Genomic DNA, 14,815 nt, shown 5'->3' with positions numbered 1-14,815 from the left:
GCGCCACTGGCATCATGCCAACAAAGCCGCTTCGTCGATCGTCCATCCGCGCTTGGTCAGCATGTCCTGAAGCGGCTTATTGTGCTTCAGGCTGTCCACCATCTCCTTGATGTGCTGATCGTACTGACCAGGGAACTTCGTCTTGATGTCGTCGATGTCCATGCGCATCGCCTCGGTGATGCGCCCCTGGTTGATCAGTGCTCGTTGCGTGGCGTGCCAGTTGGTCGCCGTTGTGCTGGACCCCGTGCTGTTGAGCTGACCGTGGTGAGACTTCTTCATGCGGATCGCCGGCCCGTTGTTGACCTTCTGTTTCCGGTGCGGCTTGTTCGCGATGTAGAAGCCCGGCTCGATGACGTCCTTCCACGCCGCCTTGGGCGGGATGTGATTGACCTCCATCGCCTGGGGGTACTGCTTGCCGTTCGCCTGACGGTTCGCCGGCAGCAGTCCCCCGTACCACCCCGCCTCCTGCGTGCACCCCTTGGCGATCAGGCCCTCGGGGTCCATCCAGGTGCAGGGGTTGACGACGTACGCGGCGGGGTTGGGCGCGGGGACGAGGCCCAGCGGGTCCGACGACACGTAGCGGGCCGTCTCGGGGTCGTAGTGCCGGTTCAGGTTGTAGTGCAGGCCCGTCTCCGGGTCGGCGTACTGGCCGGGGAAGCGCAGCGGCGTGTGGGCCCGGGCGTCGCGGTTGCGGGCGGTGATGCCCCAGACCGTGGAGCGCTTGTACCAGGCGATGTCGCCCTGTTCGTCGACCAATTCGGTCGGGGTACCGATGACGTCCGTGACGATGGCGAAGAACCGGCTGTCCACCTCCTGCTGCCCGGGGTCGTCCGGCAGTCTGCGCTCCAGCTGGGACATCGGCTGCGCGCCCTCGTACTCCCAGGTCAGCGTCACACCGGTCGCCGTGTCCGTCTCCTCGGCCAGCTGGGTGCCGTCCCAGGCGAAACGGACCGTGGCCGCCACGCCCCGCCCGTCGGCCGCCATGCGGTGCTTGGCGGTGCGGCGGCCCAGCGCGTCGTAGGTGTAGCGCCACACGGTGCCGTCCGGGGTGGTGCAGGAGACCAGGCGGTCCTCGGCGTCCCAGGCGTAGCGCCAGGTGTCGGGCTTGCGGGACAGCCGTCGCTTCTGCCGCAGCACGACCCGTCCGGCGGCGTCGTACTCGTAGCGGACACCGTCCGCGCCGAGCAGCCGGGTCCCCTCGTAGGTCCGCTCGCCGCGGCTCTCGGTGTGCCGGGCCTGGTCCGGCCAGTGGGCGTCGGTCTGGTTCCCGGTGGTGTCGTAGGCGTAGCGCTCCGACCAGTCGCCGGCGGTGACACCGAGCGGGCGGCCCACCTCGTCGAGCTCGAACCGCCAGTCCACGCCGGCCTGCCGGTCCGTGATCCGCGTCAGGAAGCCGTCGGCGCGGTAGCTGTACGAGCGGTCCCGGAGCGTGCCGCGGGGCGTGGCCAGCGACCGGGCCGAAAGACGGCCGATCGTGTCCCACTGCGAGGCGAGCGTCGCGGGCGCGTGCGCGGGTCCCAGGGTGCGCCGTGTCTCGCGGCCAAGCTCGTCGCGCGCGAAGCGGAGCGCGTGGCCGGCGCAGTCGACCCGTACCCGGTTGCCCGCGGCGTCGTAGGCGTACGAGGTGGTGGCGCCCGTCGGTGTCGTGCGCGAGACCAGTTCGCCGTGCGGGTCGTAGCCGAACCGCATGCTGCGGCCGTCGACCGTCTCCGCGAGCAGACGTCCCAGGGCGTCGCGTTCCAGGGTGAGCGAGGAGTCCGGTGAGACGGCGGCGGTGAGCCGGTCACCGCTGTCGTAGGTGTAGCGGGTGAGCACGCCGTCGGCGTCCTTCTCCAGCACGTTGCCCACCGCGTCGAAAGTGAAGCCGATGCGCTGCCCGAGCGGGGTCGTCCGGGCGACGAGGCGGCCCACGGCGTCGTACTCGTAGCGCGTGGTGCGTCCGTCGAAGTCGGTCTCGGACTCGGTGAGGCCCGACGGGCCGTACCGGTAGCACCACGTCCTGCCCTGCGGATCGAGCACCGTGCTGATCCGCAGCTCGGTGTCGTAACCGAACTCGTACCGGGCCCCGTCCTTGCCCGTGCGGGCGGCGAGCAGGTCGAACCACGTGTACTCGAAGCGGGTCACGCCGCCCAGCGGGTCGGTGTGGGTGAGGCAGTTGCCCTCCTCGTCGTACGTCCACCGCTCGCTCACGCCGTCGGGTGCGGTGCGCCGGGTGAGCCAGCCGTCCGCCGTCCACTCCAGGCGGGTCACGGATCCGGCGGGGTCGACGGACTCGCGGGGCCGCCCGAAGGCGTCGCGGCGCACCGTGTAGGTGGCGCCGTGCCCGTCGGTGACCGAGAGGACCAGGCCCGCCGGGTCGTTGACGCGCGTCTCCGTCTCACCGGTCGGGAACGTGACCGCGGCCGGGGCACCCGCCGCGTCGTAGGTGATCGTCGTCGAGGTGCCGTCCGGCGCGATGACCGCGGTGCGGTTGCCCCGCTCGTCGAAGATGTTCCGCCACACGGTGCCGTCCGGGCCGGTGATCGTCTCCGGCAGGTGCAGCGCGTTGTACGTGGTCGAGGCCTGGCGGCCGTCCGGGTAGTGGACGGTCACGAGGTTGCCCGCGTCGTCGTACGCGAACCGGGAGGTGTGTCCCAACTCGTCCGTGCGGGACAGCAGGTTGTCGTAGCGGTCCCACTCGAAGCGCACGGTGTTGCCGAGCGGGTCGGTCTCGCTGAGCGTCTGGCCGAGCTGGTTGAAGCGGGTGACGGTGACCGCGCCGGTGGAGTCGGTGAAGCGGGTCTCGCGGGCGGCGGTGTCGTAGGCGAACCGCGAGGACAGCGCGCCGTCGGGGCCGATCGTCTCCACCACCCGGCCGGCCGCGTCGTACACATAGCGGTATGTGTGGCCGTTGCGGTCGGTCCACGAGGTGACGCGGTGCTCGTCGTCGTAAGTGAACCGCAGGTGTACACCGCGTGCGCCCGACACCCCCACCAGGTCGTGGGCCTCGTCGTAAGCGAAGGAGGCGACCCGGATCGGGCCTTCGGGGGTCTCCAGGTCGAGGGCCGCGACCCGGCCGTGATCGGTGTCCCGGGTGACGCGGACGCGGTAGCCGCCCTCGTGCAGCAGCGTCGTGGGCAGGCCCTCGTCGTCGCGGACGAACTGCAGGCCGTTGCCGTTGCGGTCCTCGATGTCGCTCAGCCAGTACAGGCCTCCCGAGGAGTACGGGCTGCCGGTGAAGCGGCGGGTCAGGCCGGAGCGGACGTCGCGCGTGGCGTACGTGACCTCGCCGAGGGCCGACCGCTCGACGAACGTGAGGGCGATCCGCTCACCCTCCAGCGGCAGCACCTCCTCGCCCGCCTCGCGCGGCAGGTGCGGGTAGACGAGCAGGGAGCCGTCGGGGCGGGCCCAGACCGCGCCGGTGCCGGTCGGTTCGAGCCGCTCGTCGAGGGTGGAGGCCCAGCCCGGCCCGAAGCAGTGGCCGTAGCGGTAGCCGGATATGTGGGTGCGCCGCACCACCAGCGGGAGCACGCCGGGCAGCGCCAGGTCCGTCTGGGACAGCACCATCTCGCCGCTCGCGATGTCGACCGGATCGGTCTTGCAGCGGCGCTGCGTCAGGGCGATCGCCTTCTCACGGGCGCTGTCCAGCGCCGTGCGCAGCGACGCGGGGCGCTTTCGTCCGGGTCCGTCGGACCGTCCGTGGCCGCCGTCGCCGTCACCGCCCTTCTTGCCGCCGGTGATGGCGTTGACCCGGTCGCGGACATCGAGGTCGATGCCCTTGTGGAGGCGGGAGGTGGCCTTGACCCGGTCCGGGAGGGTCTCGGTGACATGCTTGCTGATCTTGACGAGGGCCTTCTCGGAGCCCTTCAGGGCGCCTTCGAGGACGGATTCGAAGGCCTTGGTGAAGGGGTCCCTGCCGCGGGTGCGGCCGAAGGCACCCTTGGCCTTCGTCAGCGAGCCCGAAGTGGACCGGTGCAGTTCGCCACCGTGGAAGGAGACCTTGCCGGCCCCGTCCTCGAACTCGACGTGGTCGATGACGGTCCGCTTGCCCCCTCCGGCACCGCCCCCGCCGCCACCGGCGGAGGCCAGCTGCATACCACCGTGCCTGCCCCCGCCGCCGGAGCCGCCCGGCTGACCGTCCCCCGGCGCGGGAGGCAGCGAGAACGCACCGTCCACCAGGTCGAAGACCATGTCCTCGACCATGGCCTCCAGCTTGGCGTTGACCGGCTCGGTCACCCGGGCCAGCAGTTCGTCCACGATCCGGTCGGCGGCCTCGTCGATGATCCGCTTGACCGCCTGCCGCATCGCCGCGGTCTCGGCGGCCCCGATCACCGCCGACAGGCCACCGGTGACGAAGGCCAGACCCACCGAGATGCCCAACGAGGCGGCCATGGCGCCCAGTTCGATCTCGGCCTTCGTCTTCATCCCGAAGATGATCTCCGCGACCACGTCACACGCGTCCGCGAACAGCCGTGCTATCTCCGGGACCTTCTCCAGGTGCCCCGCCTTGACGTGCGACCAGTGCTTCTCCATCGCCTCGACGGCCCACCCCTCCGAGGAGGACAGGATGCGGGTCACCGCCTGATGCGCGTTGCCGCCGTGGCCCTCGAACCTGTCGGCGAAGTCGCGCATGGCGTCGGCCATTTCGCGGTAGTCGTCCTCGTCGACATTCGGCCAGTTGATCCCGATGAAGTCCAGGATCTCATCGGCCCATCCGGGCAGAACGTAGCCCATCCCCCGTGCGCCTCCCCGTCACCTCGAAGCCGTTCGCACATGCGATCTCCCCGCATGCGTGGTCGAACACTAATCGGCAACGGGTACACCCGTGCACGCCTGAGGTACCGTCAGCCTGGCGTCACCAGCCGGGCCTCGTAGGCGAACACCGCCGCCTGGGTACGGTCCCGGAGACCGAGTTTCACCAGGACACGGCTCACATGGGTCTTGATCGTCGACTCCGCCACCACCAGCCGCCCGGCGATCTCCGCGTTCGACAGGCCCTGTGCGATCAGGACCAGCACCTCCGTCTCACGTTCCGTCAGCTCGCCGTACGCCGCCCGCGCCGCCGGCATCAGGCGGGGCGCCTCGGACAGGCGTGAGAACTCCGCGATCAGCCGTTTGGTGACCGAGGGGGCGAGCAAAGCCTCCCCGGAGGCCACCACCCGGACACCGTCGGCCAGTTGGCGGGCCGAGGCGTCCTTCAGGAGAAAGCCGGAGGCGCCCGCACGCAGCGCCTGGTACACGTACTCGTCCAGGTCGAAGGTGGTCAGCACGAGCACCTTCGCCGCCGCGTCGGCGGCGACGATCTCACGGGTCGCCTCGAGGCCGTTCAGCTCCGGCATGCGGATGTCCATCAGAACGACGTCCGGGGCGAGTTCCCGCACCCGCTCGACCGCCTGCCGGCCGTTGACGGCCTCGCCGACGACCTCGATGTCCGGCATCGCGTTCAGCAGGACCGAGAAGCCCTCGCGCACCATCATCTGATCGTCCGCGATCAGTACGCGGATCGTCATGCCGTGTCCTCCGTCGCCGTGACCACCGGCAGGAACACCGTCACCTCATATCCTCCGCCGGCCGTCGGGCCGGTCGTCATCTCACCGCCCAGCATCGAGACGCGCTCGCGCATGCCGGTGATGCCGTGCCCGGCGCCCGGCGAGGGCTTCACCAGGGCCGGCGCGGGCGGCGGGCCGTTGACGATGCGCAGGCCCAGGCCGCCGAGGACGTACCCGATCTCCACCCGCGCTCCCGCGCCCGGCGCGTGCCGCAGCGTGTTGCTCAGTGCCTCCTGCACGATCCGGTACGCCGACAGCTCCACGCCCTGCGGGAGTTCGCGCACCGCGCCGGTCACCGCCTTCTCCACCGCGAGTCCGGCCTCCCGCACATTGGCCAGCAGTCCGTCGAGGTCGGCGAGGGTGGGCTGCGGGGCGTCCGGGGCCTCGTAGTCCTCCGCGCGGACCACCCCGAGGACCCGGCGCAGCTCGGTCAGGGCCGCCACCGCGTTCTCGCGGATGGTGGCGAAGGCGTTCTCCAGCTCCGGCGGCGGGTTCTCCACCCGGTAGGGCGCGGCCTCCGCCTGGATGGCGACCACCGACATGTGGTGGGCGACCACGTCGTGCAGCTCACGGGCGATGGTCGTGCGCTCCTCCAGCAGGGTGCGCCGCGAGCGCTCCACCGCGGTCTCCGTCTGCTGGGCGGTCACCTCCTGCTGGGCCTGCCGTCGGGTCTGCCGGACGGTGACCACCAGCAGGATGAGCGCGGACAGGATCAGCATCGGGCCGACGTCCGTGTCGTAGTGCTCCCAGCCGAAGGCGGCCTCGGCCCAGAAGCCGTACAGCGCGGTGAGCGCCCACATCCAGGCCGCCGTGCGCGGACGGGTGCGGACCGCCACGACCGTCAGCACCATCAGGTGGGAGAGGAAGCTGCTCGGCAGCCACGGCCACTGGCTCCAGCTGCTGCTCGCGGCGATCGCGGTGGCCGTGGTCGCCGCCAGCGACAGCCAGAACGCCCCGGCCGGACGCACCAGGGTCAGCAGGACCGGGACCAGGGCCAGCAGCGCGCACACCACGGCCGACGGGCCCAGGTAGTTGTCCGCGAGGGCGATGAGCGCCGCCACCCCGCCGACGGCCGTGACCGTCGCGTGCGGCGCCCAGGCCGCGTACTCCTGCGTACGGCCCGACAGGTGGCGTCCGATCGGGCCGTCGGCGGCCGCGCGGGGCAGCGGGCGGTAGGCGAAGGCGTCGTGGAACAGGTCCTGCCACAGCCCGCGCAGGGCGTCCGCGGCCAGCCGGAACTCGGGGCTGCGCGGCCTGCCCGCCGCCCCCGGCGGAGTCGTCTGCGTGTGCGTCGTCTCGGTCACGTGCAGAACGGTAGGGCGCGGGCGCGTAGCGGTCGTCCCCTCGGAGGGGGGTCCTTCGGGGTCCCTCTCAGGTACTACGGGTCTGCCGGGTCAGTATCCGGACGGCCGCACCAGTCCCGACTCGTAGGCGAAGACCGCCGCCTGGGTGCGGTCCCTCAGGCCCAGCTTCACCAGGATCCGGCCCACGTGCGTCTTCACGGTCTGCTCGGCCACGACCAGCCGCTCGGCTATCTCCGCGTTCGACAGGCCCTGCGCGATCAGCGCCAGCACCTCCGTCTCCCGTTCCGTGAGGTCGCCGACGCGCTGTTTGAGCGGGGTCCGGGGGGAGCCGTCCAGGCGGGAGAACTCGGCGATGAGGCGGCGGGTGATGCCGGGGGCCAGCAGCGCGTCCCCGGCCGCCACCACCCGGACCGCCTCCGCGAGCTGGTCCGCCGAGGCGTCCTTGAGCAGGAAGCCGGCCGCCCCCGCCCGCAGCGCCTCGTACACGTACTCGTCCAGGTCGAAGGTGGTCAGGACCAGGACCCTGATGTCCGGGTGGTCGGCGGTGATGCGGCGGGTCGCCTCGATGCCGCCCAGCTCGGGCATCCGGATGTCCATGAGGACCACGTCCGGGAGCAGTTCGGCGGTCCGTGTGATCGCGTCCCGGCCGTCCACCGCCTGCCCGATCACCTCGATGTCCGGCTTGGTGTTGAGCAGCACGGTGAAGCCCTGCCGGACCATCTGCTGGTCGTCGGCGATGAGTACGCGGATGGTGCCGCTCGTCATGGGGTCTGTTCTCCTGTCGGGGGCGGGTCGGGCGGGAGCGTCAGCGGGGTGCCGTCCCGGGGCAGGAAGGCCGAGACGGTGAAGCCACCGGCCGGGGTCACGGTCGCGGTGACGGTGCCGCCGAGCATGGTGGCGCGCTCCCGCATGCCGAGCAGCCCGTGTCCGGCGCCCTGGGAGGGCGGGACGGGGTGGCGCGGGCGGGTGTTGGTCACCGCCAGGCGCAGACCGTCCCGAAGGTGGGCGACCTCGACGCGCACCCGTGAGCCGGGCGCGTGCCGCAGGGCGTTGCTCAGCGCCTCCTGCACGATCCGGTACGCCGACAGCTCCACCCCCGGATCGTAGGGCCGCGCCCTGCCCTTGACCTCGGTGGTCACGTCCAGGCCCGCTGCACGGGTGTTCTCGATCAGTGCGTCGAGCCGGTCGAGAGTGGGCTGGGGGGCGTCCGGGGCCGTTCCGGTGCCGGGATGGCCCAGGCCGTAGGGGTCCTCGGGGTTCTCCGAGCGCAGCACCCCGAGCACGCGGCGCAGCTCGGTGAGCGCCTCCAGCGCGTTCTGCCGGATGCCGGTGAGGTTCTCGACCAGTTCCTCCGGCGGGTGCTCGACGAGGTGCGGGGCGACCTGCGCCTGGATGGAGATGACCGACATGTGGTGCGCGACCACGTCGTGCAGCTCCCGCGCGATACGGCTGCGCTCCTCCAGCAGGGTGCGGCGGGCCCGTTCCTCGGCGGTGAGGGTGGTCTGCTGTTCGAGCTGGGCGCGAGCCTCGCGCCGGCCGCGCAGGGCGCCGCCGAGCACCACGACGATCGAGGAGAAGATGACCGCGAGGACCCCGGTGGGCGTGTAGTCGGCCGCCCCCCACAGGCCCTCCACGGCATAGGTGAGCAGCACGGTCACGGTCAGCGCCTCGACGGACACCCGCGTGCGCACCCGCAGGGCGAGCAGCAGCAGCACGGCCATGTGCCCGACGATCCCGGCCGACGACCAGGGCCAGGTGAAGCCGTGGGCTCCCCCGGCCAGCAGGTGGCGCCGCACCTCCACGGCCCCCACCAGCATGGCCGTCGTGGACAGCCCCCAGGCCGCCACCGGCCGCCACAGCGCGAGCACGACGGCGCCGCCCTGCGCGAGCCCGATCAGGAGGGCGAGCTGCGAGCCCACGCCGCCGTCGGAGGCGAGCTGCGCCACCGCGCCGAAGGCCACCCCGAACGCGACGAGGCACAGCAGGCCGTGCGGGAACCGGCGCAGCCACACGAAGGGCGGCAGCGGGTCGGCGCGCCAGGTCCACAGGTCGTCGCGCAGCACCCGAAGCCGGCGCAGCACGCGGCCCACCCCCGTCTCGATCACGGGGCCCAGCCTAGACACGGGGCATCCGCTGCGCGGACCGGCGGCCCGCCGGGCGGTGGGCACGGACCACGCGGGACCGGCTCACGGCTCCCGTCCGCTCGTGCCGGCGGAAGGCGGCCCAGCACAGCGCGAGCGCCGTCGCGAACACCGGCAGCCAGACCAGCCGGGCCGCCACCCAGCCGAGGCCGTCGGGGAGCGTGTGCAGACCGGGGAGGCGGCCGGCCAGGAGGGCGGTGGCCGTCGTGACCATCAGGGCCGTCTGGTGCCACAGGAAGATCGTCATCGCGGAGAGGTTGACCAGGGCCACGGCCGCCCAGGCGAGCGGGCGGCACATCGCCCGGCGCAGCCGGTCGCGCAGCAGGAGGGCGAGGCCGCACTGGGCCAGACCGAAGGTCACGGCCACCAGGGTCGGCGGGTTGAGGTTGGAGATCCCGGCGCCCGGGACGCCGACCATGGACGCGGGGTAGCCCGCCACCGTCACGAGGGCGGCCGTGGCCGTCGTGCCGCCGAGCAGCAGTACCCAGGCCGCGCGGCGGGATTCCAGCTCGCCACGGTTCCAGGCGGCGCCCAGGGTGTACGGGACCAGCCAGCCGGCCGCCAGGTTCACCCAGCCCAGCCAGGAGGGGCCGAGGTGCAGACCGAAGCGGAGGACGTCCACGTGCAGGACGACGGCCAGGGGCCAGAGTGCGCTGAGGCGGGCGACGAGGGGGGTGGCCGCCGTCAGGGCGGCGAAGACCAGGAGGAACCACAGGGGGGACAGGGCCAGTTTGACGAGCGTGTGGAGCGTGCCGAAGGGGGTGCCGGTCAGCAGCAGGGCCGTCGCCGTCACCGTCCACAGGGTGAGGAGGGCGGCCGCCGGCCGGAGCAGGCGGGTCAGACGGCCGCGCAGCCATCCGCCGTACGACACGCCCCGGGCGCGGGCCGAGGCGTGGCTGCGGGTCGCCACATGGCCTCCGACGAGGAAGAACACGGACAGGGTCTGGAAGATCCAGGAGATCGGGGCCAGCCACGGCATGTGCTGCAACGGGCTTGCGGTGTGCAGCGCGCCGTCCTCCGCGACCAGGGCGGTGACCAGCCAGTGGCCGAGGACGACACCGAGGACCGCGAAGGCGCGCAGGGCGTCGACCGCGCGGTCCCGGGACGCGGGTGTGGCGGTGTCCACGCGCTGGGCACCCTTGCGTATCGCGTGCAGCGCGCGGCGCGGGACGCCGGGGCAGGGCCTGGGGGCCATGTCAGGCACGGGTCACCTCCGAGGTCTCGCCGAGGGTGATCCGGGCCAGGTTGGCGAGGGAGGCCGAGCCCGGGTCGAAGTAGCCGCTGTGGTCGGCGTCGGCCGCGTCGAAGACCCGGGCGCCGAAGGCGCCGGAGACCGGGTCGGTGCCGAAGCCGACGGTGGTGACCAGGAGGTCGGCGCGGACGTGCGGCACGTGGGCCACCCAGTCGCCGCTGCCGCGGGCCGCCCAGACGCGGGCGGGCGTGTGCAGGCCGGCAACGGAGTCCGCGCCGGTGCCGGGGCTGCCGACGAGGGCGATGTCGTCGACGTCCAGGCCCGCGGCGGTGCGGCCGCAGACGACCGAGCCGTAGGAGTGGCAGAGGAGGGAGATGCGCGCTCCGGCGGGGGTCAGGGTGTGCAACTGCCGTATGAGGGCGCGCAGGTGGGGGGCGGCGTGCTCGGCGCGGCTCGGGGTCGTCACCGTGGTGCTGACGGTGCCCGGGGGCCGGTAGCCGAGCCAGGCGACCACGGCGACGCGGGTGCCGCTGGGGGCGCGGTGGGTGAGGTCTTCGTACAGGGCGGCCGCCGCACGGTGGAAGCGGGCGTAGGTGTCTATGGAGGTGTCGGAGCCGGGGACGAGAACGGCCACGTGGTCGGCGTGGGGCAGGTCGCCCAGGACCTCCGTGGCCAGGCCGCCGCCTCGGCCGTCGAAGGAGAGGAGGTGGCGGGAGGGGGCGGCCAGGGCGCGGTCCGCGGCGGCGCGGTGCTGGTCGCCGTGGGTGGCGGCCATATGGGCCGCCTCGATGGCGTTGGCCCGGTTCGACTCGTACGCGGTGTGCAGGGTCGCCGGGCTGAGGGGGGCGAGGGCGGCGGGGGGCGGGGCGGGGATCTCGGGGCGGGCCGCGCCTGCGAGGGGGACCACTATGGCGGCGGTGAGCAGAGCGGAGAGAAGGGCTCGGCGCCGGGTGCGACGGGTCGCCGGGTGCGGGTGGCCGTCGTGGGGCGGATTCACCGTCGGCGGCTGCGGGTCCGTGGTGTGCGTCGGCGCTTGCCCCATGGGTGGCTTCCTTTCAGAGAGCCCGGCCATCGGGCTTGTATGACAAGGAAGTTAGAAAAGGGGGCGTGTCGCCGGCGTCCCGCCAGGGAGCTGTCCCACGCTGTGGCTCTCAGGTATTACGGGTATCACCGGGTCCCGGACCCAGGGGACGAACCGGGGTTCTCACCAGGCCAGTTGGGCGATCTCCTCCGCCACCACCGCGCAGGCGCCCGCCGCCGGGTCGATCAGCGGGAAGTGGCCCACGTCCTCCAGCAGGGTCAGACCCACCGTCTCCCCCGCCCTGGCCGCTGCGTCCGCGTACGACTCGGCCACCGCCTGCGGTACGTCCAGGTCGGCGCGGCCCTGGACCAGCGTCGTCGCGATGCCCGTCGGGAGGAGCAGCACGGGATCGGCGTACGCCCGGCGCTCGGCGAACGTGTCCTGGCCGCCGAGGAGTTGCAGCGCAGCGTGCCCGCAGACGCTCAGCTTCTCCGCCACCGCGAAGTCGGCGATCGGAGCGAGGGCGACCACGCCGCGCAAGGGGGCCGGTCGGTCGACGCGCCAGGGGGCGTCGGCGGGCAGGACGTGGCGGGCTGCCGCCCACAGGGCGAGGTGGCCGCCCGCGGAGTGGCCGGTGAGGACGGTGCGGCGGGGGTCGGCCTGTGGGAGCGCCTCGCGGACCAGGGCGGGGAGGGCGTCCAGGGCGGCGGCCACGTCGTCGAAGGTGTCGGGCCAGCGGCCGGCCCGGGGGGCCGGGACTCCGGAACCGGTTTCGGATCCGGTGTTCTGCGCGGGGGTGTGCGGGGCGGGGGTGTGGGGATCACCGCCCCGTCTGTACTCGACGTTGGCCACGGCGAAGCCCCTGCGGGCCAGATGGTCCGCGAAGGGGGTGATGTGGCGGCGGTCGTGGCCGGCGCGCCAGGCTCCGCCGTGCAGGACGACTACCAGGGGGGCGAGGGGGCTCTCGGTGCGGGGGGCGTAGAAGTCGATCACCTGGTCGGGGTGGTCGCCGTAGGCGGCGGTGACGTCGGGGTCGACCGGGGGGTGCGAGAAGGCCGACTCCTCTTCTGCGGCGGCGCGGGCTGCTGCGGCGTCGTCCGGCATGCTCCAACCTCTCAGCGATGGAACGGGTTCGGCGATGGGGCTGACCAGGTGGGGGCTGTTCGTCGGCCGTTGGCGGGGACGGTACCAGGCCGGTGACGTGCGGGGATACGGGGATGTGACGGAGGGTGAGGGATGAGCCGTGCTGTGCGGGGGGGTACGTGGCCGGGGGTGCTTCGGGGGTGCGGTGCCGGGAGGTGCGCCGTGCCGGGGCCGGCCGGCACGGCTGCTCGCGGGCGGTGGCCGGACGCCGGACGGGGCGGCGACCGCAGCTCCCCGGGGGTGCGGGAAACCGCGCGGCCGGCCACCACGCACCCCCAGCCAGCTCCTCGCGGCAGCCCCCTGACAGGGGGCTGCCGCCAGCTCCTCAGCCGTCTCCTACGCCGACACCTCCCCCAGCACCTCCCCCAGCACCCGAGCAGCCCGCTCCACCTCGCCGAAACCCACGTACAGCGGGGTGAAGCCGAAGCGGAGGACGTCCGGGTGGCGGAAGTCGCCCACCACCCCGCGGGCGATCAGGTGGTTCATCACCTCGCCGGCGTCGGCACAGCGCAGCGCGACCTGGCTGCCCCGCTCCTCGTGGGCGCTGGGAGTGAGGGACTCCACCCGGCCGGGCTCCGTGTACGCCGACACGCAGGTGAGGAAGAAGTCCGTCAGGGCGAGGGACTTGGTGCGGACGGCGGTGATGGAGACGTCGTCCCAGACCTCCAGGGCGGCCTCCAGGGCCAGCATCGAGAGGATGTCCGGCGTGCCGACGCGGCCGCGCAGGGCGCCGGGTGCCGGGGCGTAGGACGGGTTCATGCCGAAGGGGTCGGCGTGGGAGTTCCAGCCGGGGAGGGGGGAGTCGAAGCGGGGCTGCAGGTCCCGGCGGACGTAGAGGTATGCCGGGGAACCCGGGCCGCCGTTCAGGTACTTGTAGGTGCAGCCGACCGCCAGGTCGACCTGGTGCTCGTCGAGGCCCACCGGCAGTGCGCCCGCGCTGTGGCACAGGTCCCAGACCGCGAGCGCGCCGGAGGCGTGGATCGCGGCCGTCAGCGACGGCAGGTCGTGCAGCCGGCCGGTGCGGTAGTCGACGTGGTTGAGCAGGACCGCCGCCGTGCGGTCGGACAGCGCCGACGGGACCTCCGAGGGAGTCAGCGCGCGCAGGGTGCGGCCCGTCAGGCGGGCCGCCGACTCGGCGATGTAGCCGTCCGTGGGGAACGTCGTGGCGTCGACCAGGAGTTCGTCACGGCTCTCGTCGGCCATGCGGATCGCCGCCACGAGTGCCTTGAAGACGTTGACACTGGTGGAGTCGCCCACCACGATCTGGCCCGGCGCCGCGCCGACCAGCGGGGCGATCCGGTCGCCGATCCGCTCGGGCGCCGTCCACCAGCCGCTCTCCTCCCAGGAGCGGATCCGGAGTTCGCCCCACTGGCGGCGGACCACGTCCGCCACGCGGTCGGGGACGCCGGCAGGCAACGCGCCGAGGGAGTTTCCGTCCAGGTAGACGGTGTCATCCAGGACGAAACGGGAGCGGAGCGGCGCCAGTTCGTCCGCCGCGTCCGACTTCTTCGCGAACAGCGCCAGTTCAGACATGGGACCTCGCCGTCCACAGCTCCGGGAACACGTTCTTGCGGGCGCGCTTCTCCAGCCAGGCCACGCCGGCGGAACCGCCCGTGCCGGCCTTGGCGCCCATCGCGCGGCGGGTGGCGACCAGGTGGTCGTTGCGCCAGCGCCACACCAGTTCCGCCACGTCGCTCAACGCCTCGCCGAGGCGTGCGAGTTCGGCGTTCTGGTCGCCGGAGTAGATCTCCGCCCAGGCCTGCTCGACGGCGTCCGAGGGTTCGTAGCGCTGGGCCACGTCACGGCGCAGGACGGACTCGGGGATCGCGTGGCCGCGGCGCGCCAGCAGCCGCAGCACCTCGTCGTACAGGCTCGGCTCGTGCAGCGCCTTCTCCAGTTCCGCGTGGGCACGCGGGGCCCCGCGGTGCGGTACGAGCATGGACGCGGACTTCTCGCCGAGCAGGAACTCCAGGCGCCGGTACATCGCCGACTGGAAGCCGGAGCCCTCGCCCAGCGCACTCCGGTAGGAGTTGAACTGCGCCGGGGTCAGCTGGCCGAGCGGCCTCCAGGAGGCGTTCAGCGCCTCCAGCTCCCGCACGGAGCGCTTCAGCGCGGCGATCGCCGTCGGGACGTCGTCCGAGCGCAGGGCCCGCGCGGCCGTCTCCCACTCGTGCACGATGACCGTGAACCACAGCTCCATGACCTGGGTGGTGACCAGGAAGACCATCTCTCCGGGGTCGTCGGAGAGGGTGTGCTGGAGGTGGGTGAGCACGTCCGCCTTGACGTAGTCCTCGTACGGCGTCGTACCCGCGAAGTCGAGATGCGGGGTCTCGGGCTCAGCGGCCTCGGAAGGGGGATGAGCCTGGTGGGACATCGCTGTCTCCTGTTGTTGCTCCGGGTAGCGGTCCGCCCCTGCCGATGCCGGCACGGGGGCCCCGGTCCCCACCGGGAATCCTCCGCAATCCTCCCGGATTCGGCAAGGCCCG

General features: G+C 72.8%; 10 protein-coding genes. All 10 read right to left on the bottom strand.

Annotated elements, in window-relative coordinates; all coding sequences use genetic code 11:
• Window positions 1-12 precede the first annotated feature (12 nt).
• Window positions 13-4,713, bottom strand: a complete 4,701-nt coding sequence (locus tag ABZ079_RS07845; RefSeq protein ID WP_356938512.1) for a DUF6531 domain-containing protein — start codon at window positions 4,711-4,713, stop codon at window positions 13-15.
• 110 nt (window positions 4,714-4,823) lie between these two features.
• A complete protein-coding gene (locus ABZ079_RS07840; RefSeq protein ID WP_356938511.1) occupies window positions 4,824-5,489 on the bottom strand; it encodes a response regulator transcription factor in 666 nt (221 codons plus the stop codon).
• A complete protein-coding gene (locus tag ABZ079_RS07835) occupies window positions 5,486-6,832 on the bottom strand; it encodes a histidine kinase (protein WP_356938510.1) in 1,347 nt (448 codons plus the stop codon). Before ABZ079_RS07835 ends, ABZ079_RS07840 begins: the two co-directional genes overlap by 4 nt.
• Window positions 6,833-6,922: 90 nt before the next feature.
• Complete coding sequence (locus ABZ079_RS07830) at window positions 6,923-7,597, bottom strand: response regulator transcription factor (RefSeq protein WP_356938509.1); 675 nt, start codon at window positions 7,595-7,597, stop codon at window positions 6,923-6,925.
• Complete coding sequence (locus ABZ079_RS07825; protein ID WP_356938508.1) at window positions 7,594-8,937, bottom strand: sensor histidine kinase; 1,344 nt, start codon at window positions 8,935-8,937, stop codon at window positions 7,594-7,596. Before ABZ079_RS07825 ends, ABZ079_RS07830 begins: the two co-directional genes overlap by 4 nt.
• Window positions 8,938-8,947: 10 nt before the next feature.
• Window positions 8,948-10,168: an acyltransferase gene (locus ABZ079_RS07820; RefSeq protein WP_356938507.1), complete on the bottom strand. Its 1,221-nt coding sequence runs from the start codon at window positions 10,166-10,168 to the stop codon at window positions 8,948-8,950.
• A 1-nt stretch (window position 10,169) separates the two neighbouring features.
• Window positions 10,170-11,207, bottom strand: coding sequence for an alpha/beta hydrolase (locus ABZ079_RS07815; RefSeq protein ID WP_356938506.1), 1,038 nt, complete (start codon window positions 11,205-11,207; stop codon window positions 10,170-10,172).
• Between the two features lie 162 nt (window positions 11,208-11,369).
• Window positions 11,370-12,290 carry an alpha/beta hydrolase gene (locus ABZ079_RS07810; RefSeq protein WP_356938505.1) on the bottom strand — a complete coding sequence of 307 codons (921 nt, stop codon included), beginning with the start codon at window positions 12,288-12,290 and terminating at the stop codon, window positions 11,370-11,372.
• 375 nt (window positions 12,291-12,665) lie between these two features.
• Window positions 12,666-13,862, bottom strand: a complete 1,197-nt coding sequence (gene kynU / locus ABZ079_RS07805; protein ID WP_356938504.1) for a kynureninase — start codon at window positions 13,860-13,862, stop codon at window positions 12,666-12,668.
• Window positions 13,855-14,703 (bottom strand): tryptophan 2,3-dioxygenase family protein, encoded by an 849-nt coding sequence (locus tag ABZ079_RS07800; RefSeq protein ID WP_356938503.1) that lies wholly within the window; start codon window positions 14,701-14,703, stop codon window positions 13,855-13,857. Before ABZ079_RS07800 ends, kynU begins: the two co-directional genes overlap by 8 nt.
• Window positions 14,704-14,815 lie beyond the last annotated feature (112 nt).

Source organism: Streptomyces sp. NPDC006314 (assembly GCF_040613075.1).
Lineage (GTDB): Bacteria > Actinomycetota > Actinomycetes > Streptomycetales > Streptomycetaceae > Streptomyces.
Note: the sequence above shows the minus strand (reverse complement) of the source record. Positions and strands in the feature narration are given on the sequence as shown.